Below are 25,125 nucleotides of genomic sequence, written 5' to 3'. Positions count from 1 at the left end.
CCATCGGCAGACTCCTCTGTCAGAACGCCCCGAACTCATTCCCATTCAAAAGCTCCAGTATATAGCTGATAGTATATCCCCTTCTCTGAGATCAACTGCCGGTGATCCCCGCGTTCCTTGATCCGGCCCTTGTCCATCACCATGATGGCATCGGAATTCCTTACGGTGGACAGGCGGTGGGCGATGACGAACACGGTTCTGTGATCCATTAGATTATCCATCCCCTTCTGTACCAGGGCTTCCGTCCGGGTATCGATGGATGAGGTTGCTTCATCGAGAATCATCACCGGCGGATTGGCAATAGCTGACCTGGCAATCGCCAACAGCTGGCTTTGGCCTTGTGACAGTCCATTCCCGTTCCCGTCCAGCTGAGTCTGGTATCCGTCCGGCAAACGTTCAATGAAGCTTGCTGCATAAGACAGCTTGGCGGCCTGCATCACCTCCTCGTCAGTGGCGTCCAGCCGTCCATAACGGATATTATCAGCCACCGTACCGGAGAACAGATGCGTGTCTTGCAGAACAATACCGAGCGACCGGCGCAGGTCCGCTTTGCGGATACGCTGTATGTTGATACCGTCATAGATAATTTCGCCTTCTGTGATATCGTAGAAACGGTTCAGCAGGTTGGCTACGGTCGTTTTTCCGGCACCTGTAGCGCCTACAAAAGCAAGCTTTTGCCCAGGCTTCGCATATAAGGTAATCCCCTGCAGCACCTGCTTCTTCCCGTCATACGAGAAGCACACATCCTTGAACTCCACCTTCCCGGCAAGCCTTACGGTAGAGCCGTTCTCCAGCCGCCATGCCCACCCAGAGCCCTGCGGGTCTTGCTCCAGGGTTACGCGTCCCTCGTCTTCTTCCGGCCGCTCATCCATCAGATTGAAGATCCGCTGTGCGCCCGCAAGCGCCACCACGAACATATTGATCTGGGAGGAAATTTCAGCAATCGGCATCGTGAAGTTACGGGACAGGCTCAGGAACGCCGCAATACTTCCCAGCGTCAAGCCTTCATTCCAGCCGGAGATCGACATGGCCCCGCCCGCTATTGCCACCAGCACATAGATTAGGGTAGCCAGATTGGCATTCACCGGCATCAGAATATTGGAATATTTGTTGGCTGTCGTGGAGTTCTCGAATAGTTCATGGTTCAAGTGCGCGAACTGTTCGATGGAATGTTGCTCACGGCCGAATACCTGCACGACCTTTTGCCCGTGAATCATCTCTTCAATATATCCGTCCAGTGCGCCAATAGATTCCTGCTGCCGGAAAAAGTGGTGTGTCGCCTTCCCCCCAACCTTCTTGGTAATCCATAGCATCACCAATGCGCCTAATACCACTACAATCGTCAGCGGGACATCCAGATACAGCATCGTACCCAGCACCACTATGACCGTCACCACCGTGGACAGCAATTGCGGCAATCCGTCTGTGAGCATCATATTCAGTGTATCTACGTCATTGGTGTAGTGACTCATGATGTCACCGTGCTCCTTGCGGTCGAAGTACTTAACCGGCAGCTTCTGCATATGAGCGAACAGATGGTCACGGATTCTTTTCATAATGAGCTGTGAGACCGTAATCATCAGCCGCTTGGAGATAAATGTGCTGAGGACACCGGTGGCATAAATGACAGCTAGAATGGCTAGTGCCTGGAACAAGGCGTCGAATACCGGATGCTGATCGCCCAGCAACGGCGTGATGAAGTCATCGATGAGCAGTCTCAGGAACGTAGCGGAAGCCACAGATACCGCAGAACTTACCAGCACCAGCAGAAGGGCCAGTGAGGTTCTGAACTTGAAGAGCTTGAAGTAGGCCAGGAGCCGCATAATCGTTCTGCCATAATTAATGTTGTTCATGCTGTTCTTCCTCTCCCTTCGTCTGTGTGTTGTAAGCTTCCTGATAAATCGTACTCCGGCTCAAAAGCTCCTGATGCGTCCCGATATCCGCCAGCTCCCCGTCATCCAGCACAATAATCTGATCTGCATCTTCCACAGACGCGATCCGCTGGGCAATAATGATCTTGGTCGTATCCGGAATACTCTCCTTGAATACGGTCCGGATTAGTGCATCTGTACGTGTATCCACTGCACTGGTCGAATCATCCAGAATCAGGATTTTGGGGTTCTTCAGTAGAGCTCTGGCAATACATAACCGCTGCTTCTGCCCGCCGGAAACATTCGTCCCCCCTTGATCCAGCCGGGTATCATATCCGTCAGGGAAGGATGTGATAAACTCATGGGCATGTGCAGCCTTGCAGGCGTTAATCAGTTCTTCGTCGGTAGCCGCTTCGTTCCCCCAGCGCAGATTGTCCTTGATGGAGCCGCCGAACAGTACATTTTTCTGCAGCACCATAGCAACCTGACTCCGCAGCACATGCAGATCATAGTCCTTCACATTCGTTCCGCTAACGAGCACTTCACCTTCGTTAACATCATAGAGACGTGGAATGAGCTGCACCAATGTGGACTTGGCACTACCCGACCCGCCGATCATGCCAATCGTCTGTCCCGAGTGAATATGCAGGTTGATCCCGGATAATGCATCCTTCTTGGCCTTACTGGAGTAACGGAAGGACACGTTGCGGAACTCCACCTCGCCTGTATGCAGTTCAGTTACCGGGGAACCCGGACTTGTGATGTCCGGCTCTTCATCTAGCAGGTCATCGATACGTCCGGCGGATGCGCGGGCAATCGCCACCATCACGATCACGATTCCCAGCGTCATCAGGCTCATCAGAATTTGCATGGAATAGGCGAACACACTGGTCAGTTCTCCGGTTGTCATATTGCCGCCCACCACAAGCTTGGCTCCTACCCAGGAGATAATCAGCATCACAGCATATAGAATCACTTGCATAAGCGGCAGCTCAAAGGCCAAGATGCGTTCAGCTTTGGCCATCTGTGCGAAGATCCTCAGCGACACTTCATGGAACTTGGAGATCTCATGCTCCTCCCGCACATAAGACTTGACCACCCGGATGCCGCGGACATTCTCCTGAACGACCTTATTGAGCGAATCATAGCTGTCGAAGGCCCGTTCAAAGACCGGGAAGGCAAATTTCAGAATCAGCATCATCCCTGCCGCAAGCACCGGAACAACGACGACGAACCAGGTAGCGATAGTTGGACTGACCCGGTAGGTCATAATCGTGGCAAATATAATCATTACCGGGCTGCGGAATGCAATCCGAATAATCATCAGAAATGCATTCTGCACATGTGTGATATCTGTAGTCAGCCGGGTAACGATCCCTGAGGTCGAGAATTTATCCATATTGGAAAAAGACAGCCGCTGCACATGACGGAACAGGTCTTCACGCAAGTTCCGACCGAAGCCGGACATCGCGGTGGCTGAGTGTTTACCGGCAAGTGCGCCGAATACAAGGGATACCAGCGCGAACAGGATGAGAATCAGGCCATACTTCACAATCTGGTTCATCTGTCCCCCGGTAATTCCCTGGTCAATTAATTCAGCCATGAGCAAGGGAATCAGCACCTCCATGGCAACCTCTCCAAGCAAAAATAAGGGAGTCAGCCATGTATCCTTCTTATACTCCCGCACACTTTGCAGTAACTTCCTGATCATAAGCATTCTCCTTCTTTGTTGTGAACAAGTTGATTAACCGTAAGAATAGAGGTTATTATAAACTGTATAGTGACTATACAGTCAACCCGTTATTTAGAAGGAGATCAAGATGCCTAAGCTTAAGAATGATTTGATGTCGATTAGCGCTTTTTCCAAGCTGTCCCGTGTTCCGCGCAAAACGCTCATTTTCTATGATCAGATCGGCTTATTCAAGCCCGCCTTCGTAGCCGCCAACGGCTACCGGTATTACACCCGCAGCCAGTTCGATACGATTGGCGTAATTTATATTTTCAAGGAGCTGGGTATGTCGCTGGAGGACATCCGGGAGTATCTGGAACGTCGTTCTCCCGTCAGCACCCTTGCGCTTCTGCGGAAGCAGGAGGAGGTCGTGCAGCTGCAGATTGCGAAGCTCACCCTGGCCCGGCAGATGATCACTCAACGTGCGGATAATATAGAGCACTCTCTGAATGTGGACACCAGCCGTAGGGTTGTGATCCACCAGGAACGGAAGCCGCTCCTGCGGAGCTACCGGGTTCACGAATCTAGGCGGGAATTAAACGAGGAACTGTGGGATGATTTCCAGGAACGTCTGCAGAAGGAGAATGCACCGGCCGGATATCCGGCCGGTGCCATTATCGGTAAGGAGGACCTGCTTAGGCGGGACGGGGATATGATCTCCTATATGTTCAGCTTCCTCACTACACAGCATCACGAACAAGAATATATGCCGGAAGGCTACTATCTGGTGTCTTATACCAGGGCTGATTATGAGGATACCGAGAGGATTTATCCGCAGATTTTTGAGTACATGGAGAAGCATCATTATGTCGTTAAGGGAGATGCTTACGAGGAATTCCTGCAAGATGAAGTTGTGATGAAGCATCCTGAAGACTATCTGGTGCGGGTGATGGTGCATATCGAGGAGCCTGCCAAGTCGTGAACATATATACACTGTACTTGTATATAGTAAAAACGGCGACCCGCCCCGGTAGATCCAGGGCAACGTCGCCGTTTGTTTATAGTATAAGGATTAGTGATCGAATTAATTGCCAGTCATCTTCTGATAAGTGCTCTCAGAAATGGTTCTTCTGGCGGTAACATAGCGTTCTTTATAGTAACCTGATGACAGGCTGGTGATCGTAACGCCCTTATTGCTTGAGGAATGTGCAAATTTGTTGTCGCCCACATAAATGCCTGCATGCGAGATGCCGTTGCCCCCGGTTTCGAAAAAGACAAGATCTCCCGGACGTAAATCGGACTTGGCTACATATTCGCCTGCACTTGCCTGCGACTTGGATGTTCTCGGAAGATCTAAGTTGAACTTGCCAAATATGTATATGATAAATCCGGAACAGTCAAACCCTTCAGATGCCTTGGTTCCTCCCCATTTATATGGAGTTCCCATCACATCATTAACCTCTTGATCAAGTCTGGAGCTGTCATCCGCAGATGCTCTTTCAGATCCAAACGATAGCAATAGCACAATACTCAGTAGCCATACGATTCCTTTCTTCAAAAAGAACTCAGTCTCCTTTCTTGCCGGCTAATGCTGCCTGACAAATATTAATTTTTTGTAACTATTATGAATGATAGTTTAATATTCTCCTTTCGTCAACCCCTTCTATGATTTTTTGAAAGAGTTTACATCCCACGGCCCAGGTTAATCTCCCTAATCCGTACAAGCGGCACCTTTGGCTCGCGATCCGCAGTCATTAACCCGTTGACCTCATCCTGAACGTCGGTAACCTGGGTATAACAGTACCCGGAGATGAATGGAATGGCCTGAATCGCCCGGGTCAAGCTGCCGAACCGCTCCAGAAAAGCTTCCTCGCTATCCACCTGATGGCCATAGCCCCAGCCGTGTTCGCTTTTGAAGGCAATGCCTCCATACTCGCTGATGATGATAGGCTGCCCCTTATACTTGTAACCTTCTGCAAAAGCAAACTTCCACTCGTTATACGTACCGCTGCTGCCCGTGATAGAATCTTTATCTTTGTAAGTTTCATATAGCGCTTCGCCCCGCTCGACATAATCATGCAGGGTCAGAATGTCAGATACCGTATGCTCCCAGCCGTCATTCGTAATCACCGGACGGTAAGGATCGATAGATTTGGTCAAATAATAGATACCCTCCGTGAATGTCTGCTGCCGGACGTCATGAAGGATATTCTGCACTCCCCACGATTCGTTAAAAGGCACCCAGGTGATGATGCACGGATGATTATACTGCTGCCGCACGACCTCCAGCCATTCGCCAGTGAACCGCTCCAGCGCCTCGTCGTTATATTCATAAGCGGCAGCCATCTCCGACCAGACCAATACCCCTTTGACGTCACACCAGTACAGGAACCGGGCGTCCTCCACCTTCATATGCTTGCGCAGCCCATTGTAGCCCATCTCCAGAATCGCTTCAATATCTTGAATCAGCGCTTCTTCTGACGGCGGGGTCAGATGACTATCGGTCCAGTAGCCCTGGTCCAGGATCAGTCTTTGATACAGCGGGAGGTTGTTCAGCAGGATCTGGCCGCCCTTGATCGAGATATTGCGCATACCGAAATACGAGCCGACCCGGTCTATCTCCTGTTCACCCGCATACAGCACGAACTCGATGTCAAAAAGATTCGGGTTCCCCGGAGACCACAGGTTCTGCAGCCAAGGCCCGTTAATGCCGCCCATCATGCTGACCTCCACGGTCATCGAAGCTCTATCTACCGGCAGGCTAAGCTTATTCACTCTTTCCCCTTGAAACGTAATTTCCGTCTCCAGCCGGAGATCCTGTGCTTCATTCAAGCCTTGCAGGCTGTAGTCCAAGCGGAGCATTTGGCGGTTAATGTCGGGCGTCATTTTCACAGAATCCAGCCGGGTAGCGTGGACATGCTCCAGCCAGACGCTTTTCCAGATGCCGGTGGTCTGCACATAGAATGAGTCGTGGTTCCGGCCCGCCCAGCGCTGCTTGCCCCGGGGCTGGAGACAGCTGTCGCTGTCGGCCACCATCAGCACAATCTCGTTCACGCCATCCTGCCTGAGCTGATCGGTAATATCGAAGGAGAACCGCGCATACGCCCCCTCATGCTCTCCGGCATAGCCGCCGTTTACCCAGCAGACCGCCTTATAATCCACGCCTTCAAAATGCAGCACCGTCCGCTTCCCTTCTAACGGGGACAGGACGAGTTGCTTGCGGTACCAGATCCGTGGGTGGCAGGTCTCCTCACCGATGCCGCTGGCCGCTGTCTCGTAGGTGAATGGAACGTTAATGGTATGTGTGGCCGGAAAATGATCCATCCAGCGCGCCGCAATGCCTGCGTGATCATCATCGAAGCTAAAGTCCCATTCTCCGTTCAGATCCAGCCACTGGCTGCGGACAAATTGGGGTCTCGGGTAGTTCGGGGTATAGAATTTCGTAGCTGCTTTCGTCGTTGTTCCAGTCATATTAGAATTAACCCTCTTTCTCATTACTGAAGTATTCTCCATATTCACTATCACAGAGTACTCCCTTGTCCCGGGAAAGAAAATGAATTATTCTATTGATTGACTGATCTATCCTCCAAAAAGGTGGAATTGTGTATGATCACCCTAAAGCGGTGCGGTTCGAATGTTATTCATCCAGAGGGCATGACGATTGACCGCCCGGAAGGCTCCGGCGATTACGTCTTTGTATTCTTTCGGAGCAAGATGGAGCTGAGGCTTCAGACGCGGAGCGTCTACGCTGAACCGAATACTTACATCATCTATAACAGAAACAGCCACTACTTCTACAGAGACGCAGAGCTGCCGCTGGTGCATGACTGGTTTCACTTCGAGCTGGAGGGGGCGAATGCTTGGTTTGAACGCTTGAAGCTGCCGCTGGACACCTTAATGAAGGCCCATGACCCGCTCTATATCACTAGAAAAGTGAATGAGCTGCACTGGGAGAATCTGCAGAACGGCAGCTTCCGCCAGGAGATTATCGACTCCATTATTCGTTGCCTGTTCATGAAGCTTAGCGATATGCGGCATTATGTGGAGTCTAGCCAGCCGGTCAGCAAATACTATGATTCCTTCCTGAACCTGAGAAATGAAGTGCTCAGTTCCCCCTCCACCTGGTACTCTGTCGAACAGCTTGCGGAGCGGATGAACATGAGCCCGTCCTATTTTCAGCAGATCTATAAGCAAATCTTCGGCATTCCGGCCGTCAGCGACATCATCCTTAACCGCGTGGGCCATGCGTCCTATTTACTGAAGAGCACCACCTATACCGTCAGCCAGATCTCTGCTCATTGCGGTTATGAGAACGATGTCCATTTCATGCGGCAGTTCAAGAAGTTCACCGGCCAAACCCCGAGTGAATATCGAGGGCAGGGCTGATGGCGAAGGAAGAGTGGCTCGGGGTTATTGGCTTAGATGAGCGGGATTAATGATTCCGTAATACACCAAATCCTCGTAGGAATTATTCTTATGTACTTGATCTTTCAGAGTGCCTTCATAGGTCATTCCGCATTTTTGCATAATTCTGCCTGAGGCCGGGTTGGAGGCGAAATGCCGTGCATAGACCTTGTGACACTTCTTCTCTGCAAAAGCAAATTCAATAACCGCCCTGGCAGCCTCGGTTCCGTAACCGTGCCCCCAATGGGCTTCGCCAATCCAATACCCGATTTCACCGTTATGATGGGACGGATGATTAGATAACCCAACCGCTCCATATAACCGGCCGTCTGCCTTGTCAGTGATTGCGAAGTCATACATCTTGTCCAGGTCAAAGTTCTGTTCATGATTCGCGATCCAGTCCACCGCACACTCTATTGGATACGGGTACGGAAGGGTCAAAGTACTCTTGTATATATTGTAATTGTTACAATGATAGCTGACATCTGTAGCATCCGTTGGCTTGAATAAACGCAGCAGTAACCGTTCTGTCTCAATCGCCCGCTCGGCCCGGTGATATATCATTTAGACCCTCTCCCTATCATTTCATTTGGAGTTGTTATTTTAGGTTGAACTTGAAAATAGACTGAAGGGGAAAAGTGGCGGAGGAGAATTTTGGAACTGTAGGAGCGTAGCGTCCGCCTGAAAGCTTTCCGCAGGAAAGCTCGCATCGTAAGCATAGGCTGTATTTGGATTTCTACCGCGAGGAGCGGTTATAATCAGGAAATCCAAATTGGACAGCGGCCGGAGGGCCAAACATTCTCTGGATTCACGGCAGTCCTATAGCAGAAAAAAACATGAGTTCAAACTATTCGGTTAAAAAATCCACATGAATACAACAATAATCAAAGCAATAACACCTACGGCAATTAACAGATCAGAGATCTGCCGCCATAATCCCTGAGGCCCTTCGTTATGAAGCTTTTGTTCATTAACGTCATGATTGGCTTTGTGCCCGCCGGGATCAGTCGAATTCGCATGAGGTCCCGGATTGAAGAAATCAGACATAAAATCGCCTCCCTTTCCTTTAATTATACACCATTTAATCTCATTTATGGTAAACAGAAAGACTTTGGCATAGCTAACATTTGAATTTCATTTGAAAATATCCTATTTTTAAAAGATAGTGTTTGATATTCAGCATGTAACAGAAGAGGTGGGCGCAGCGTGGCGGAAATACATGAAATGATGTCAGCGGGAACCCGGGCTTTGATCGAGGATAACTTCCTCCAGCTCATGGAGCAGGAAGGATTTCACAAGGTGAGCGTACGCCAGCTGGCGCTTAGAACACATATTAACAGGGGAACGTTCTATCTGCATTTTACAGATAAATACGATCTGCTGGAGCAGCTGCAGCGGGAAATACTGACAGGTCTGGAGCAGGTGATGGTTGTCAAAATCGTACGCGAAGAGATGTCGGAGCATTATCTGAAGGGCATACCCTATCCGCCTCTGGTGCATATTCTTGAGTATCTGCAGCAGCACGGCGAGCGGCTCCGGTTATTTCTCGGGGCTAAAGGGGACGCGGTATTTCCGGGGCAATTCAAGGAGGTTGTCAAACGCAGCTTCTACCGGAAGCTGGAGATGAATGGCGTATTTGCCGAACACCCGGCGGTTCCTCCAGAGTATCTCGCTGCGCATTCGGCGTCTATTTTCCTCGGAATTACGGAAGAATGGCTGCACAGCGGGATGCCTTATACTCCGGAGGAGCTGGCGGTGATCTATAATGAGGTCTTATTCATGCAGTCGACTCTGATCGCGAAGGCTTAAATTGTAATCAGTACCTTACCACGGAGCTTACCGGCCTCGCTCATGGCATGGGAGGCAGCCAGCTCGGCCAGCGGCAGACGCTCAGTAATCCAGAGCTTCAGCTTGCCCGCATCCACCAGCTCTGCAACCCGCGTCAGCAGCGTACGATCCTCTTGTGCAAACAGCCGGTGTGCCTTAACTCCAAGCTGCGCTGCCAGCGCTTCGTCCGCAGGATTCACTGCCGAGATCAGCGCTCCTCCCTCTTTTAGCAGCGGCAGCCATGTGTTGAGTACCTCAGTGCTCTCAGGGGACAGATTGAGGATCAGATCCACCTTGTCCTTCAGCTTGTCCGTGACGCTCTCCTTGGTGTAATCAATAATCTCGTCAATCCCCAGCTCCTGAAGCATCGGCATACTGGCCGCTGAGGAAGTCCCTATAACATACGCTCCATGCTGCTTGGCGAATTGCACCGCATAGATGCCTACCCCGCCAGCGGCTCCGGCAATCAGCACACGCCCACCCTGCGGCAGGTTACCATGATCAAATAACCCCTGCCATGCGGTTAAGACACCAATCGGCAGCGCAGCTGCATCGGATAGCTCCAGGGAGACTGGCGCCAGCGCAGCATACCGCGCTTTGGTGACCACATACTCTGCGGCAGCGCCGTCCCGGGACATATCGAGCGCAGCATAGACTCTGTCGCCCGGCTGAAAGTCCGTAACCTCTGCTCCGGCTGCCTCCACCGTACCCGACACCTCAAAGTTAGGAATGTAAGGAAATTCATGCGGGAAAATAGCTTGCAGGTATCCCTTGCGGATTTTGACATCTGCCTGATTGAATGCGGTCCCTGCCACCTTAATCAGAATCTCGTCCGCTGCGGGAACGGGAATAGGCGCATCCTCATACCTTAACTCTTCTAGCCCTCCAAATTGATGTATCCGAATCGCCTTCATATGTGTAGCTTCGTTCACTGCGATCACTCCTCCAGATGAATTGGGAATCCGCGTACCGTTGAAGCAAGATGTGTACTGTTCCTGTAACTCATTGTAGGGTCCCGCCCAAGCGGATACAATCAACAATCAGGCCTGAAGTGTTCATTCTTTCTTCTTACGGGTAGTAGATAATTAGGGAAGGAGTTGTGCCTATGGAATATATGGATACGATCGATCTCATCGCCATTCTGGCTCTGGTGCTGGCGCTATTGCTTATGCTGAGTGTGTTCAGTCTGAAGAGACGTGTGAATGAGCTAGAGTCCCGGCTCAATCAAAGAGATCCTTACGGAGGAATGCCCGCTGACCCCTCCTTCAGCCGAACCAGCCATATTCCTGCGCCGATGTTCGTGCAGAACCCGGAGCTGGCACCGGACCTCGAGCGGAGAATCCGCCTGCTGATAGCCGAGGGCAAGAAGATCCAGGCAATCAAGGTCGTGCGCGAAGCGCGGAATCTGGGCCTCAAGGAAGCCAAGGACTTCGTAGAGAACCTGGAACGGAGCGGGAACTTCCGCTGAGTGAACCATGTGTGAATGATAAAGAATGACCTCAGACTGCCACTGGATGGTGGAAGCTGAGGTCATTCTTGGCATGAAGCTCATACCGGCAATGAAGCTAAATATCCTTGTGCATATAAATTCGCGACGAAATCAGATAGGAGGCATAAATAATGATCAGGTATGCCAGCACGCCGATGACTAAGAGCAGCATATTTTCTATTTTACCGTTCTGAACCCATTGAGCGAGAGCCGGAAATTCCTTGTTCAAGCTTCCAAATGTAGTGAAACTCAGCATAATGACCATCATAAAAACTACATTGACGAACTGCATTCCTTTTTGCCCTAACCAGTAATACAGCGGGAGATAGAAAGAGGCTAACAGCGGGATAACTGCCGTAATCAGTCCCAGCTCCCTCCAGCGCAGCGGATCGTCCAGCTTGCCCAGCGTCACAGCAATCCAGTACATGATTAAGGTACAAATGAGACTGAATAGCGAGAGTGGAATGATCGTCATATATTTGGCCTGAATCAGCTGTTGTCTTGGCACGGGTAGCGTGGCCAGAAACTTCTGGTTGTTATGCTGCATATCAATGGTACAGGCGTTAATCAGCAACAATAGTGCCGGCAACAACGAGAATACCGTATAGGCTTGTGCATTGGAATATAACATAAGCACAAAATAGGGAATCAGCAGCAAAGCGAACTTCCGGGTAAGTATGAAGTCTTTGCGGATTAACGCAATGGAATTATGCATGGGCTTCGTCCCCTTTTACCGTATAGTACATAATCTCTTCCAGCGTAGGTGTCTCGCAGATTGCGGTGTCCCTGAAATAACGTTCACCCTCCGCGCGGTTGCTGATCAGGCCCTCGAATCCCAGCCCGTTCTCCCGCAACCCCACGAACCACTGGCGTACATCCCGGTCCAGCAGTTCTTTCCCGCCTTTGACCAGCAAATAGCGCTCGCTCAGACTCTCCTTCATTTCATTGAAGATGATCCGTCCCTCGTTAATAAATACAATATAGTCGGCAATCCGGTCCAGATCTGTGGTGTTATGAGTCGAGAACAGAATCGACTTCTTCTCATCCTGAATATGCTCACTGAGCAGCTCCAGCATCTCCCGGCGGAAGATCGGATCAAGCCCCGAAGTAGGCTCATCCATAATCAGCAGATCAGCCCCATGGGACAAGGCTACGGCGAGCGAGAATTTGATCTTCATCCCCTTCGACAGATCCTTGATTCTCTTACCCGGCGACAGCTTGAACTGCTCCTGAAATCTCAGATATGTATCGTTGTCCCAGCCTGGATAGAACGGAGCAATAATATTCTTCATCTGCTTCACGGTCACATTCTCATAATAAAAGCTCTCATCCGAGACGTAGCCGATCCGCCCCCGAATCGCTGCCTGCTCATGATGGTTGTTCTGGCCGAAGACCCGGATGTCCCCTTGGTCCTGCGAGATCAAGCCCATTATCATCTTGATCATTGAGGTCTTACCTGCGCCATTCGGGCCGATCAGCCCGGTAATGTAACCCTCCTTGATGGGTAGCGAAATATCCTTAAGCTCAAAACGGTCGTAGCTCTTCGTTACATGGTTCAGCTCAATTACAGTACTCATTCCTGTTCCTCCTCATAGAGCAGCTTCAGCATCTCCGCGAGTTCAGCGTATTCCATGCCCAGCTGTCTGCTCTCGTCAATAATCTCCTTCAGCTTGCCCTCCACCATCCGCAGCCGCTGTTCCCGGATATATTCCTGATCGGCCCCGGAGACAAAAGATCCCTTGCCGACAATCGAGTTGATCAGCCCCTCCCGCTCCAGCTCCTCATAAGCCCGCTTTGTGGTAATGACGCTAATCTGCAGCTCTTTTGCCAGTAAGCGGATCGATGGCAGCGGCGTACCCGAGAGTAGCTCGCCTTGGAGAATCATCTGGCGGACCTGCCCCACAATCTGGGCGTAGATCGGTTCGCCAGATGTACTTGATATCACAATATTCATGCAGCAGCATCAGCTTCCTTTGTGTTTGTTGTAACTAGTGTATATATGTAATATATACACTATATTCAGTTGTGTCAATCCCTTGTGTCATCCCCTTAATTAGCCGATCATCCCCTGAGACCGCAGAAAGTGGTAGACGATCTCACTCTGCAGCCTTACTCTTAAGGCATAGTCCAGGCTCCAGCAGGTCTCTACGGTCACCGCCCGGGCACCGAGCAGGCGCTGAAAGGCCATCCGGGAAGTTCCTGCACGCTCCCTATGCCGAATGTTGAAGCGGTAAGCTCTATTCGTGATCGTCTGATTCATCCGCTTCACAATTTGCTTCGCCAGTCCATGCGCCCGGCTGACCGGGCTGATGATCAGGGTCTGGCCGACCCGCTTCGAATTCAGCTCGGACAGCCCGTTCGCCTCATGCAGATCCAGCACCCACGAAGGGCGGTAGCGCAAGGCAAGCTGCCATACGGCTGCCGACAACGGATGACGGGCCGGGGCACCTTGTCCGCGCGGGAAGGTACGGTTCAGGTCAGGATTCCCGCGAATCCCCTTGCGCCGTGCGATTTGGTTCACCAGCGGGACGATAATCAGCTTCCCTGAGCGCAGCATCAGATCTCCCCGGCTGAGCCGGCTGGCGATGCCTTGCGCTGCACGGCTGCTCGCCGGCTCATTGCCGTGAACACCGGAGATGATCATGAATACAGGTCCGGGGACGCCGCTGCTAATGACATAATAAGGTGTGGCATAGGGCGTTCCTGCCGCCAGTGTATGCTTCTCTACAGACAATGCGGTTCACCTCGCTCTGGATAATGCGGATCATGTGGATGATGGTATACAAGATTCTGGACAGCACCAACGGTTACTCTGTAATGTATGCGGATTACCTGCGGGGGATTGGACGAATAGGACAGCAAAATAACCCCACAAAGTGGAGCTTTAGCGTAGGTGATGACTCAAAAACTTTGCGGGGACCCCAAAACATATAAACTCTATCTAAAAAAGCCGGACAAGTCCAATATGGACTCATCCGGCTTCTTCTCTGGATACACGATGGTACTAATAAAACACGACCTGGTTCTTCCCGGCAAACTTCGCCTCATAAAGAGCCTTCTCCGCCTTGGCAATGAAGTCAGACGGGCGGTCAGAGGGAACCGGTACCTTCAACAGGCCGCCTATACTTACAGTGACCACCCCTTCCTCTTCAAAGCGGTCGCGGGGAATCTGCAGATCGGAGACACCTTGACGGACGGACTCGGCTAATTGCTCCGCCTGGGAGGCGGACGCACCCGCCATCGTGAGGATGAAGTTCGCCCCGCTGAAGCGGGCCACGAAGGTGCCGTGCGTGATGCTGATGATATTCAGTACATCGGCTACCGACTGGATGCAAAGATCGCCGCCCTTCAGCCCGTGTACCGCATTATAGGAATGGAAATCATCGATATCAATCGACAGCAGCAGCAAGGGTTCCCGGGTATTCAGCGTATCCTCCCAGCGCTGATCCAGCTCATGCACAAGGGCCTGGCGGTTCGGCAGATCGGTTAGTGAATCGGTCGTCAGATAGCTTTGCATCTGATTGGCCGCATCCATATAGGCTTCACCCTTCGCCTCTGTACCGGTTCCAGTGTTAAGCACCGCCATAATGGATGGTCTGCCGCCATGAATGACCGAAGCCAGACTCAGGCTTACGTCCAGCGGTTGCCCGTCGCTGCTCACGAACTGTCCCTGATCAGATACGAACTGGGTCACATTCTGGCTCAGGTCTGTGAAGTGCTGCTCCAGGGCTGGCCGGTAAGACTCCTGCACATAGTTCAGGAACGGCTGCCCGATCAGGGATTTTCCTTTCTCTTCACCTATCAGCTCCACTGCACGGTTATTGCAGTAGGCGATCACATCATCGGTAATCATGAAGAAGGCTACCGGAGACAGATCCATCAGCTGCAGATACCGCTGCTCGTTGTGGCGCAGACTGCGGGCATTCTGCAGGGCCTGTTCTTCCGCCTGACGCAGCTGGTTCTCGGTCTGTCCGCGCAGAATAGATTTGAGCTGAGGCAGAATGTTAAGATGCTGCTCTCTCCACGGAAGTGAGGTGGACTGAACCACCTGCCGCCATTTCTCAAAGGACTTGCGGGGAGACAGGCGCTGTCCGTCATTCTCCTGAATGACGGCCTTAGCCGGATCTCCGGCCCAGTCCACAATTTCGACCACCTCAGGCCTGAACCAGATCATGTAATTCTGGTGTCCTGGAGTCAGGGCGAGATAGATGACACCGGAGGCTTTATTCTTGTAAGCTTTGGCTGATTCATATTCCAGACTGAGCCTGGAGGTGCAGTAGGTGTAATCCTTCGACTTCCCTGCCAGCCAGCCGGCAAGCTCCCGCACCTGCTCCTGGGAGGGTGCTACTCCGAACAGCATCAGCTTGTCCTGATAACACACGGCTGCGCCGGAAGCCTCCATCATCCCCAGTAGTGTCTGCTCTTCATCGCCGAGCTGTTCAATCACCCGGGAAGAGCTGACGTTACCTGTGAAAATATCGACAATCCTCATCGCCTTGGTCCGCAGCTCCAGCTCCGTCTGATAATTGTCGAGCTGCTGACGCTGGTACAGCTCACTCGAGAAGAAGGCACCCAGGAAATTACACAGATTACGGATACGGTGCGGGACATACTTGGGAGAATAGTGATGACAGGTGATCAGTCCCCAGAGCTTGTTATTATTGATCAGCGAGATGGTGGTCGTTGCGCCTACCCCCATATTCTGCAAATACTCAATATGGAGCGGAGACACACTACGGAGGATGGACAAGCTGAGGTTCAAGGGCTTACCGGTAAGCGGCTGCAGCACCGGGGTGATCGGAACCGGAAGATAGTTCACATCGACGATTGTCCGCAGCCAGTTGCGCAGATACAGCTCACGTGCCTGCTTCGGAATGTCAGACGCAGGATAATGATGGCCAAGGAACGGTTCCAGACCTTCTTCCTTGGCTTCCGCAATCACCTTGCCGTTCCACTGTTCATCGAATTCGTAGATCATGACCCGGTCATAACCGAGCATCTCCTTCACCTGCTCGGCGGCGGCCTGGCTGGCTTCGAGACGGTTCGCCGTATGCTTCAGCCGTCCGAAGAACGTGCGGATCCAGTCGAAGTCATTGGAGCTGTCGCTCTGATCGATGGAGGCAGGCTCCAGTTCAACGATCATCAGACCTTCACTTTCGTGAATGATGCAGAAGAAGTCCTCCGGCTGATCTGCCACTTTAATCGTTATAACTATATATTGTAAATCTGCTGTTTCTTTCGCATTCACACTGCGTTCAAGCAGCATCTTCAGCTGCTCCGGGCCTACCAGGTCAGCCATAGGCGTTCCTAACAGTGATTCTGCAGCTGTTCCCAATAACTTACCCGTATTCAGACTGGCTTGGACAATCCTAGGAGCTGTGTCCTGAGTTACGGCCAGCAATACACCATGCGGCTGAATAAGTCCGGGAATATGGATGGGCTCCTTCTCGCAGTTATTAAGATCCACGGGTTCCTTGGGGTCCAGCCCGGCTTCATTTAACAGGGTCCGGTTCAGCGGCTGATTCTCATGTTCTGTATTAAAATCTGACATAGGTGCAATGCCTCCATTGAAGTAAATGATTTCTAAGCTGTTTTGGCGTAGGTTCATTCTAACTTACTTTGGGCAGCAATAACAAACATAAGTCTGGTCTGCACAGCCTGTTTTGGCTTGTATTACAGTCTTGGAATAATTATGTATAATATGGATGGATAGAGCATAACCTGTGACGGCTAATCCATTCCTATACTCCGAGGTGACCGTAATGCGGCGAACCAAACGTTCAGGTAGAGAGATTGTTTCTTTTCTGCTAAGTGCCTTCTCCATACTGATCATTGCCTTCTTCCTCATCCGCTATGTGCTTCAGACCGTTTCATTCGCACCTTAACAGCCTGCCCACGCAAAAAGGAGCATTTGGGGGAAATGCTCCTTTTCGGCTTGCATATACCAAGTATTAGGTTGCACTTCCGGAAGAATTGTAATCCGAAAGTCTTACCAATAATTTACCTTAAAAACCTCAATAATACAAGTATTTCCTTCTATTCCAGTGAAAATGTGACTAATTCATAACAGCGCTTCGCCGCTTGGCTGCGCATCCGGGGATTTGGGGTGCAGCAGGCTTTGCCGCCTGATCTATACGCCCGTTATAATGAACCTACTCTGCGCAGAGAATAACCGAGAGAAGGAACATTCACATGGATGCTAATCCCTTGTTACAGCGCAAGACCGCACAATTTACACATCTCGTTACCGAAGGCACTCATTATGAGGTCGGGCGCGCCTTGGGCGCCCATCATAAGAATAACTCCGCCATGCTATCCTTCTTGTCCTCCCCCTTCATGGGAGCCTCCCCGCTGACTCCCTATGCTGCAGACAAAGCCATGGAGAGCTTCGAGCGCTACTGCCCCGGCTTGAATGAAGAAATTCAAGGCTTCGCCGATGAGACCGGCGTAGAGGCCGCCCATGTCGTATTCTATTATTCCTATTCTCAGGCACCGGGCCACTGCACACAGGCAGCCTACCGAACTGGAGCAAGTGGGGAACAGAGCGGACATATCTGTCATATGCGTAATTATGATTTTGGCTGGGAGGATGAGCCGTATAATCAGCTGCTGCTCAGCACAACCCGGGTGAAGGGCAAACCGGCGCATACCGGCTTTGCGCTGCAGCTGTTCGGGCGTTATGACGGGATGAATGAAGCAGGACTTACCGTAACCACCACCTCGGGGAGAGTCCGGCCGGAGATGACCGGGGAGGGCTTTATATTTCCAGGCGTAGTCCGGGCCTTGCTGGATCAATGTACTACCGCGGAAGAAGCGGTCCAGCTCATGCGCAGCATGCCGGTGGCCGACTACAGAAACTTCCTGATCTCTGACGCCCAGGGGAACATCGCCCTTGTGGAGACGGCTGGTACCGAGAAAGAGATCCAGTACCATCCTGCTACTGCTGCCAGCTTAAGCGTAAGCCAGCTTGTGCTCTCGGCGAACCATTACACCCTGCCCTCCATGCAGCTACACAATCAGCAAGTCATGGAGAACTCATGGACAAGATATGACGCGCTGCGTGCAGCACTTATGGACGATAACACCGCTATCCATCCTGTAGAAGCCATGAAAGCTGCCGCAGGACGCGAATATCCCGAAGGGATCTGCTGTCACCATTACAGCGAAGGCTTAGGCACCTTATGGTCCATGGTCTGTGACAACACAGCCCGCGAGCTGCATATCTGTTTCGGTTCCCCGCAGTTAAACGGCTGGAGAACATTCGGGTTCCTTGACCCGGCGGGAATGCGTGTATACGAGGCAGTGCTGCCGGACAAGCGTTCCGCTGAGGGATTCTGGACCCGTCCCAGCTAAGCTCCCTCTCACTCTTGATGCTGTGACGCCCTCTGCAAAATAGACTGCACAAACGCGGTCTTCCCGTCACAATACGCATCGATATCATAACGGTACGCTTCAGCCAGCCGCTGCTTGACCGCCTGATATTCCTCCCGGGCAGCGGGATGGCTGCGCAGATAATCACGGAAGAGGATATGCTCCACATAACCCTTGCCATCCTTGGGACATACATAGAGATGGTATTTCATGAATCCTTCATCCCGGTTGCTCTTGAAGGCTTCCCGGCCCTCAATGCCCATATTTCCCTGATGCTCATAACCGAACTCCTGCAGTCTGCGGATGATCTCCGGCAGCTGGTCATAGCTCTCCATCACCAGATCGATATCAATCACAGGCTTGGCCCACAGTCCTTCAATCGAGGTGCTGCCCACATGCTCCGCTGCGATAATCAGATCTCCGGCGATCTCCAGCATCCGCTTCTCAATTCTGCTATATTCCGCCTTCCAGGCCGGATCATACGGAACCACCTCTACAACCTTAGTCTTCTCAGCCATAATCCCTCTCCTCCTTCGGCTATAACCTGTACCCGCCACTGGAATAAAATACAAACCTCTATCTCATACTAACCCGCAGAGACGGAGGTGAACAGTATGCCCAAGAATAGTGCAGACCCGAAGCATGACCGTGCAGACAATCGCGCCGATTCAAAAAACAACCAGCAGAATCACGCCAGCATCAGCGAAATCCCCCAGATGGTGACTCCTGATAAAGCAGCAGATGTCGTGCCGAGTCTAAACGGCGTGACCAAGAACGAGAGCTGATTTCAGCTTTGCTATGCTTATTGTCCAGGCTTCCCTCTCCGGCAACAGAGGCGGAAGTCTGGTCTTTTATCCATGCGCTATAGTTCTACAATAAGTCTAATGATAGAATAATAGAATCCTTTTAATAATGACGGAAAGAGTGGACGTATGCGAATTGGATTTTTTGACTCCGGAATTGGCGGGTTAACCGTGCTTCATCAGGCGCTTAAGCTCTTGCCGCAAGAGGACTACCTCTTCTATGCAGATACAGACCATGTGCCCTATGGGGAGAAGACGAAAAACGAAGTCAGGGAATACATCCTGCAAGCGGTGGATTTCATGGCCAAGCAGCATATCAAAGCGTTGGTTGTCGCTTGTAACACAGCCACCAGCATCGTGATCGAAGAGCTGCGGCAGCGGTATGACTTTCCGGTTCTCGGGATCGAGCCGGCAGTCAAGCCTGCGGTTGAACAATCGGAGGGCAAGCAGAAGAAGGTGTTGGTACTGGCCACCCGCTTAACGCTTCAGGAGAAGAAGTATCATGATTTGGTGCACCGCATTGATCACGGGGAGATTGTAGATAGTCTGCCGCTTCCCGGGCTGGTTCAGTTTGCGGAGCATTTTGATTTTGACGAAGAGAGAATCATTCCCTATCTGAAAAGTGAGCTGGCACACTTGGACCTTAAGCGGTACAGCACAGTGGTTCTCGGATGCACCCATTTCCCCTACTTCGAGGGAAGCCTGCGGAAGATATTCCCGGATACGGTCGACTTCATCTCGGGCAGTCTCGGAACTGCCAGACACCTGAAGCAGGTTCTTCAAGCAGGGGGACGGATCAATGAGGGGACGGGTGATATCCTTTTTTACAGGTCCAGTGTACAGGTAGACGATCCTGCATTGTTATCCAAGTATGAGCGCCTGTTCAAGCGTCTGGATGACATTGAACAATCTATTAATCTGAGCAAAAAGGAGTGATCCCGCATGAGTCACTATACAGCCATAATGGAGAAATTACGCCGGAATCCGCTGAAGAATGTTACGCTGCTCAAAATGATGACGGCTTATCACGCTCAGATCGACAGCGTGCTGATTGAACAGCAGGAGGAGTGGAGCGTGCTGCTGCTTATGCCTGCCGCCACCTTCGGCTATGATCACCGGACCTACCCGGAAGCTGACACCGTTGTGCTGATGGACTACAGCAGTCCTGAGGTCTTCCCTGCCCTGCTGAAGCGGTTGCCGCGGGACGCTAACCTGGTCTTCAAGCTTCAGGAGGATGCGTACCGTCAGGCGCTGGAACCGTATTTCGCACTGCGGCGGGTCCGTAGTCTCTATTCTTATTCTTCGGCCGAAGGCCAGGGGTTCAGCGCAGATGAGGCCTGCACGGTCAGTGAAGCTATCGATGAACGGCTGCTGCCGCTGTGGATGGCGAATGATTATTCGCTAGAGGAGATCACGCAGTATTTTGAAGACGGGGCGTTCGCTGTGACGTTATTTGACGGGGGTACGCCACTCAGTACATGTATCGTGTACCGCAATGAGGAGCGAATCTGGGAGATAGGCGGTGTGCGTACCATAGAAGCTGCCAGACAGCGGGGATTGGCACAGCGTGTAGTCCGTACAGCAGTCTTCCATACCCTGAAACGGGGCTACATTCCCAGGTACCAGGTGCTGGAGAACAATCTCGCCTCCATCCGCCTCGCCGAATCCATTGGCCTTACCCGCGCTGTTACGCTGGAGCACTGGGTTAATTATTGATGCGACCGCCGGACTGGTCTGCGGAATCGTCTCCATCTTTTTACGATGGGGTATGGGTTATGACTAAGTTTATAAAGGTATGAAGCTGCGTTCATAGCGAATATTCAGAGATAAGTGTATTCGGTGCAACTAAAAACTATGAAAAGGAAGGCATACCTCTCTTAACTGTATTCCATACAACTAAATTTGCCGGAATGGGCGAAAAGACGGATACAGAAGCATTTTAGTTGTACGAAATACAGCTAAACAGAGATTCAGCGGCACATCCGGCGATTTAGTTGTACAGAGTGCAATTAAGCCTATCCCTTGCACCTGATCAGGACGCAACCCTCAGCAAGTGATGAGTTAAAAGTAATGTTCACACGTTTAAATCTGATGCTTAACTAGGAGGCAGACTATGCAAGCAAGCGAAAGATACGTTTACCACATTGTAACCCGGAAGAAGATGGCACTGAATCAAATCATTCATTTTGACAACCAGCAGAAAAACACCTTGTATCACTACTTTTTTGAGCAAGAACAGTTGAATTCCAAAGGGGAAGACGTTATTCAAATCCTGCACGGCAATTATACTGATGACGGTTTGAAATTGGATAAAGAGGATGCAGATGTTGCAGTTAAGTATGCGGAGCAGACCATCCGAGCGGTTCGGGAGGTGATCGTTGAAATGGTAAGGCTACAGGAACATCCTGAGTATCCTTCACGTTTGTCTTGCTTATACGCAGCGAAGAGCTATGAAGACGCCCTGATGTGGAAAAGCATATTCGATTCGTATCACCGGAAAGTGCTGCAGATCGTGAAACTTAAGGTCACTGGAGCTATTTTTGAAGGTGATGGCAGTCTATTGCCCAAGGAAGACGGGGCCCCATTCTCCCGTAAAATCGAACAAGCCAGAGATTACTGGAAAGGTAATTATAATAATGCGCTCCCAGAGCTGTTGATTAACGGAAGAATCGAAGTCGCAGACATCCTCACAGAGTACCCTTGCTCCTAAGAATGCTGATGCTCTCCTGCTGGCGGTATTCTGTGGGGGTAAGGTTGTATTTCTTGCGGAACATTTGGGTAAAATGGCGCATGTCCTGGTAGCCTACCCGCTCTGCGATATCGGCCAGCTTCAGCCCCGGATTCAGTAGTAGCAGCTTCGCCTGCTCCAGCCGCAGCGAGGTGACATATTCCTTGTACCCCTGCCCCGTCTTCTGCTTGAACAGCTGGCTGAAATAAGCCGGATTCAGGAACACCACCGAAGCGATTCTCTCCAGTGACAGCTCCTCGTAGAAATGCTCCTTAATGTAGTGCAGCGCCACTTCAATCGCCTTCTCCCCACTCCCCTTGAGCGGCTCAAGCGGCGGCCCCTGGAAGTCCGAAGCCTCCCGCATCCGCTTCACGATCTGCGGCACCGTATGGAAGTCACAGCTCCGCCCGGAATAGATCATCTGAAAAGGGATTTTCAAATAATGCGTCAGATGCGTCTTCACCTCCTCCTGGAACTGCTCTACCCGGACGCTCTCGCCCGGTGAGATCAGGCCCAGCAGGTGCTGGCGGTCATAGCTGACCACGAAGCCCCGCCCATACCGCTCAATCAGCTCGGAGAGAACATTCTCGACAATGAAATGCTCCAGCCGGGCGCTCTGATCCCCAGGCTCCAGCTGAACCATCACCAGATAGAAGGAATGATAATCTTCAATGAACGCGTCGATGTCCAGATTCCCGATATCCAGCCCGGAGGCCAGCCGCTGAAAAACCCCCTCGCGCAGGAACCGCAGACTGGCCTTCAGCCGCTCGCCTTGCCGCGAGAGCTGGTTGTCCTGCTGGATTTCGATGGTCAGGCTGTCGATCAGCTCGGTCAGCTTATGCTTGCCGATCGGCTTGAGCAGATAGTCCCGTGCCCCCAGCCGGACCGCCTCCTGGGCATAGGAGAATTCGCTGTGGGCAGAGATGACAATCCATTTCACATACGGATACCGGCGCTTCGAGATTTTCATGAATTCCAGCCCGTTCATGCCCGGCATCAGAATATCGGTCAGCACGATATGGATGTGCTGCTCTTCCAGAATCTTCACCGCTTCCTCCGCCCGCTCAGCCACGAACACCTGATGCTCTGCACTAATCTGCTTAATCGTACGCTTGATGCCTTCACGGATGGCCCGTTCATCATCGGCTATAAGAATATTCATCCCGGCAGCTCTCCTTCTACTGGAATAGGCAGCACTATCGCCACCTGCGTCCCCTCACCGGGGAAGCTCTGAATCTGCAGACCATAACCCTCCCCGAACATGAACCGCAGGCGGCGGTGCAGGTTCTGGAGTCCGATCCCGCTTTTGCCGCCTTCTCTGCCACTGGAGCCCGAACTATCCGGACCATCCACATTCAGCGACTTCTGTAGCCTTGCAAGCTGCTCCCCGTTCATTCCGTCCCCGTTATCCTCCACAATTAGCTCAAGGTGGTCGTCCTCTTGCCGGGTGTATACCTTAAGAATCCCCTGACGCGAGAGCGGCTCCAGTCCATGCTTGACCGCATTCTCAATGACCGGCTGCACCGTCATCTTCGGGACCCTTATGTTCAGCCAGCGTTCATCGATATCCGTCACGATTACGAGGCGGCCCTCCAGACGGATCGAGATAATCTTCAGGTAATGCCCGATCTGCTCCAGCTCCTCCCTCAGGCTCACCTCAGCCCCGTCTTCCCACTGGCTGCTGTAGCGGAACATTGAGGACAGCGACAGCACCAGCTCGCCAAGCTGTTCATTGCCCTCCTCATCGAGCATCCAGTAGATCATATCCAGCGTATTGTAGAGAAAATGCGGGTTCACCTGGGACTGCAGGGCATGCAACTCCGCATTCTTTTCGCTGACCGAGGACAGCTTGACCCGCTCAATCAGCTCCTCGATCCGCCGGACCATCCGGTTGAAGGAAGCGACCAGAATGTTAATCTCCTGATACGAAGAGACCTTGACCATGCCGCCGAAGTTCCCCACCTCTACCTGGCGCATCTCGCGGATCAGCTTCTTCAGCGGCGAAGAGATGGTCTGCGATACGATCGAAGCAATCAGCGTGGAGACCAGAATGAGCGCCGAGATTACGATCAAGAGATAACGCTTCATCTCCACCAGTTCCACATTCAGATCCTGGTCCGGCGTAATACTCATCACCCACCAGCCCGAGAAAGACAGCTTAGACGCCACAACCAGTTGGCCGCGCTCCTGCTGAACCATCACATGCTCCGAAGCGGGGAGCTTAGGCAGACGGGCAGTGTCCGGCTGCGGATCTGTGGCCGAGGTGACAAACCGTCCATCCGGGGACATCAGGTAGACCTGGCTGTGCGCGCCCAGCTTCAGATTCTCCAGCGCGTCCAGCACCGGCTGCGGGTCCGTCTCATACAGCACGATGCCGATCGGCTTGTGCTCATTCAGATCATAGAGCTGCCGCCCGAAGGCGAAGACAGGGCTGTCCTCCACCTGGTCGATCAGTGAGTGCGGATACACCCCGAGCCAGACCATTTTGCCCGAAGATGCCTGAAGCTGCCGGTACCAGTCCTCCTTCCTATAATTCGGATCGACCACATTCATATAGTTGCCATAGTTGTAGATCTTGCCGCGGTCCGTGATCACATGAATACCCACCAGATCATCCCGCGAATAAAAAATCGAGCCGATGATATTCGTCACCGTCTGCTCATTGATATAGGCCACCGCCGGCCCGTCCGTCTTCTCATTAATCAAGCGGATCATCTCGAAGTTATTGCTGAGCGATTTGGACAAGGCGTCATACCCCTTATAGAGAAGCGTGAATAAGCCTGCGCTCTGGGCGACGTTTTTTTGCGACAAATCACCGATCTTCTCATGCAATTGGTCTGTAGTCCGGTTATAGTACAGCAGGCTGACAATAAGCAGAATACTGGACATGCAAAAAAGAAACAGCAAGAACAACCGATGATGAATGGAATGAAAGCCGAGCTTCATAAGACTCTCCCCTTTAC

Annotated in this window: 25 protein-coding genes; 10 read left to right on the top strand and 15 right to left on the bottom strand. The window is 51.8% G+C overall.

Annotated elements, in window-relative coordinates:
* Positions 1-35: 35 nt before the first annotated feature.
* Entirely contained in the window at positions 36-1,853 is a 1,818-nt protein-coding gene (locus J2Z70_RS14320; RefSeq protein ID WP_209873988.1) for an ABC transporter ATP-binding protein, read from the bottom strand.
* Positions 1,840-3,582 carry an ABC transporter ATP-binding protein gene (locus J2Z70_RS14315; protein ID WP_209873985.1) on the bottom strand — a complete coding sequence of 581 codons (1,743 nt, stop codon included), beginning with the start codon at positions 3,580-3,582 and terminating at the stop codon, positions 1,840-1,842. The genes J2Z70_RS14320 and J2Z70_RS14315 overlap by 14 nt, the downstream gene beginning before the upstream one ends.
* A 109-nt stretch (positions 3,583-3,691) precedes the next feature.
* Between J2Z70_RS14315 and J2Z70_RS14310 the strand changes: the two genes are divergently transcribed.
* Positions 3,692-4,522, top strand: a complete 831-nt coding sequence (locus J2Z70_RS14310; protein WP_209873981.1) for a MerR family transcriptional regulator — start codon at positions 3,692-3,694, stop codon at positions 4,520-4,522.
* A 102-nt stretch (positions 4,523-4,624) separates the two neighbouring features.
* Here J2Z70_RS14310 and J2Z70_RS14305 read toward each other — a convergent pair whose 3' ends face one another.
* Positions 4,625-5,098: a C40 family peptidase gene (locus J2Z70_RS14305; RefSeq protein WP_209873978.1), complete on the bottom strand. Its 474-nt coding sequence runs from the start codon at positions 5,096-5,098 to the stop codon at positions 4,625-4,627.
* A gap of 125 nt (positions 5,099-5,223) precedes the next feature.
* Positions 5,224-7,011 carry a glycoside hydrolase family 2 protein gene (locus J2Z70_RS14300; RefSeq protein ID WP_209873977.1) on the bottom strand — a complete coding sequence of 596 codons (1,788 nt, stop codon included), beginning with the start codon at positions 7,009-7,011 and terminating at the stop codon, positions 5,224-5,226.
* 135 nt (positions 7,012-7,146) lie between these two features.
* Here J2Z70_RS14300 and J2Z70_RS14295 point away from each other — a divergent pair, with 135 nt between their 5' ends.
* Positions 7,147-7,926, top strand: coding sequence for a helix-turn-helix domain-containing protein (locus J2Z70_RS14295; RefSeq protein ID WP_209873975.1), 780 nt, complete (start codon positions 7,147-7,149; stop codon positions 7,924-7,926).
* Positions 7,927-7,950: 24 nt separating this feature from the next.
* Here the strand turns inward: J2Z70_RS14295 and J2Z70_RS14290 are convergent, their stop codons facing one another.
* Both J2Z70_RS14290 and J2Z70_RS14285 read right to left on the bottom strand, forming a co-directional pair.
* Positions 7,951-8,508: a GNAT family N-acetyltransferase gene (locus J2Z70_RS14290; RefSeq protein ID WP_209873973.1), complete on the bottom strand. Its 558-nt coding sequence runs from the start codon at positions 8,506-8,508 to the stop codon at positions 7,951-7,953.
* Between the two features lie 291 nt (positions 8,509-8,799).
* Entirely contained in the window at positions 8,800-8,991 is a 192-nt protein-coding gene (locus J2Z70_RS14285) for a hypothetical protein (RefSeq protein ID WP_209873970.1), read from the bottom strand.
* 159 nt (positions 8,992-9,150) lie between these two features.
* Here J2Z70_RS14285 and J2Z70_RS33275 point away from each other — a divergent pair, with 159 nt between their 5' ends.
* Positions 9,151-9,753: a TetR/AcrR family transcriptional regulator gene (locus tag J2Z70_RS33275; protein ID WP_209873968.1), complete on the top strand. Its 603-nt coding sequence runs from the start codon at positions 9,151-9,153 to the stop codon at positions 9,751-9,753.
* Here J2Z70_RS33275 and J2Z70_RS14275 read toward each other — a convergent pair.
* Entirely contained in the window at positions 9,750-10,703 is a 954-nt protein-coding gene (locus tag J2Z70_RS14275) for an NADP-dependent oxidoreductase (protein WP_209873965.1), read from the bottom strand. The genes J2Z70_RS33275 and J2Z70_RS14275 overlap by 4 nt on opposite strands.
* A 173-nt stretch (positions 10,704-10,876) precedes the next feature.
* On the opposite strand from J2Z70_RS14275, the gene J2Z70_RS14270 reads away from it, so the two are divergent.
* Positions 10,877-11,239: a ribosomal protein bL12 gene (locus tag J2Z70_RS14270; RefSeq protein WP_245368221.1), complete on the top strand. Its 363-nt coding sequence runs from the start codon at positions 10,877-10,879 to the stop codon at positions 11,237-11,239.
* A 97-nt stretch (positions 11,240-11,336) separates the two neighbouring features.
* On the opposite strand, the gene J2Z70_RS14265 is transcribed toward J2Z70_RS14270, so the two are convergent.
* From J2Z70_RS14265 to J2Z70_RS14245, 5 genes are all read right to left on the bottom strand, one after another.
* Positions 11,337-11,975, bottom strand: coding sequence for an ABC-2 transporter permease (locus J2Z70_RS14265; RefSeq protein ID WP_209873962.1), 639 nt, complete (start codon positions 11,973-11,975; stop codon positions 11,337-11,339).
* The gene (locus J2Z70_RS14260; protein ID WP_209873959.1) at positions 11,968-12,837 is read right to left on the bottom strand and encodes an ABC transporter ATP-binding protein; all 870 of its coding nucleotides are present in this window, start codon (positions 12,835-12,837) and stop codon (positions 11,968-11,970) included. Before J2Z70_RS14260 ends, J2Z70_RS14265 begins: the two co-directional genes overlap by 8 nt.
* Positions 12,834-13,214, bottom strand: coding sequence for a GntR family transcriptional regulator (locus J2Z70_RS14255; RefSeq protein ID WP_209873956.1), 381 nt, complete (start codon positions 13,212-13,214; stop codon positions 12,834-12,836). Before J2Z70_RS14255 ends, J2Z70_RS14260 begins: the two co-directional genes overlap by 4 nt.
* A gap of 99 nt (positions 13,215-13,313) precedes the next feature.
* On the bottom strand, positions 13,314-13,994 hold the full coding sequence (locus J2Z70_RS14250) for a succinylglutamate desuccinylase/aspartoacylase family protein (protein ID WP_209873953.1): 681 nt from the start codon (positions 13,992-13,994) through the stop codon (positions 13,314-13,316).
* A gap of 270 nt (positions 13,995-14,264) precedes the next feature.
* The gene (locus tag J2Z70_RS14245; protein WP_209873950.1) at positions 14,265-16,811 is read right to left on the bottom strand and encodes a diguanylate cyclase domain-containing protein; all 2,547 of its coding nucleotides are present in this window, start codon (positions 16,809-16,811) and stop codon (positions 14,265-14,267) included.
* A gap of 211 nt (positions 16,812-17,022) precedes the next feature.
* Between J2Z70_RS14245 and J2Z70_RS33660 the strand changes: the two genes are divergently transcribed.
* Together J2Z70_RS33660 and J2Z70_RS14240 are read left to right on the top strand one after the other, a co-directional pair.
* On the top strand, positions 17,023-17,145 hold the full coding sequence (locus J2Z70_RS33660) for a hypothetical protein (protein WP_268748454.1): 123 nt from the start codon (positions 17,023-17,025) through the stop codon (positions 17,143-17,145).
* Between the two features lie 307 nt (positions 17,146-17,452).
* Entirely contained in the window at positions 17,453-18,613 is a 1,161-nt protein-coding gene (locus tag J2Z70_RS14240) for a C45 family autoproteolytic acyltransferase/hydrolase (RefSeq protein ID WP_209873947.1), read from the top strand.
* Between the two features lie 8 nt (positions 18,614-18,621).
* Here J2Z70_RS14240 and J2Z70_RS14235 read toward each other — a convergent pair whose 3' ends face one another.
* Positions 18,622-19,149: a GrpB family protein gene (locus J2Z70_RS14235; RefSeq protein ID WP_209873944.1), complete on the bottom strand. Its 528-nt coding sequence runs from the start codon at positions 19,147-19,149 to the stop codon at positions 18,622-18,624.
* 96 nt (positions 19,150-19,245) lie between these two features.
* Between J2Z70_RS14235 and J2Z70_RS14230 the strand changes: the two genes are divergently transcribed.
* The 4 genes from J2Z70_RS14230 (at position 19,246) to J2Z70_RS14215 (ending at position 22,144) form a co-directional block, all read left to right on the top strand.
* Positions 19,246-19,416, top strand: a complete 171-nt coding sequence (locus J2Z70_RS14230) for a hypothetical protein (protein ID WP_200869561.1) — start codon at positions 19,246-19,248, stop codon at positions 19,414-19,416.
* 147 nt (positions 19,417-19,563) lie between these two features.
* Positions 19,564-20,370, top strand: a complete 807-nt coding sequence (murI, locus tag J2Z70_RS14225) for a glutamate racemase (RefSeq protein ID WP_209873942.1) — start codon at positions 19,564-19,566, stop codon at positions 20,368-20,370.
* 6 nt (positions 20,371-20,376) lie between these two features.
* A complete protein-coding gene (locus tag J2Z70_RS14220; RefSeq protein WP_209873940.1) occupies positions 20,377-21,150 on the top strand; it encodes a GNAT family N-acetyltransferase in 774 nt (257 codons plus the stop codon).
* Positions 21,151-21,547: 397 nt separating this feature from the next.
* Positions 21,548-22,144, top strand: coding sequence for a DUF2441 domain-containing protein (locus J2Z70_RS14215; RefSeq protein WP_209873938.1), 597 nt, complete (start codon positions 21,548-21,550; stop codon positions 22,142-22,144).
* Here J2Z70_RS14215 and J2Z70_RS14210 read toward each other — a convergent pair.
* Positions 22,122-23,324 carry a response regulator gene (locus tag J2Z70_RS14210; protein ID WP_209873936.1) on the bottom strand — a complete coding sequence of 401 codons (1,203 nt, stop codon included), beginning with the start codon at positions 23,322-23,324 and terminating at the stop codon, positions 22,122-22,124. The two genes, J2Z70_RS14215 and J2Z70_RS14210, sit on opposite strands and share 23 nt — an antisense overlap.
* Complete coding sequence (locus J2Z70_RS14205) at positions 23,321-25,108, bottom strand: cache domain-containing sensor histidine kinase (protein ID WP_209873934.1); 1,788 nt, start codon at positions 25,106-25,108, stop codon at positions 23,321-23,323. Before J2Z70_RS14205 ends, J2Z70_RS14210 begins: the two co-directional genes overlap by 4 nt.
* Positions 25,109-25,125 lie beyond the last annotated feature (17 nt).

Origin of the sequence: Paenibacillus silagei (genome assembly GCF_017874735.1) — a bacterium.
Taxonomy (GTDB): domain Bacteria; phylum Bacillota; class Bacilli; order Paenibacillales; family Paenibacillaceae; genus Paenibacillus_AQ; species Paenibacillus_AQ silagei.
The sequence above is the reverse complement of the archived record's forward strand: the minus strand, read 5'-3'. Positions and strand labels throughout refer to the sequence as shown.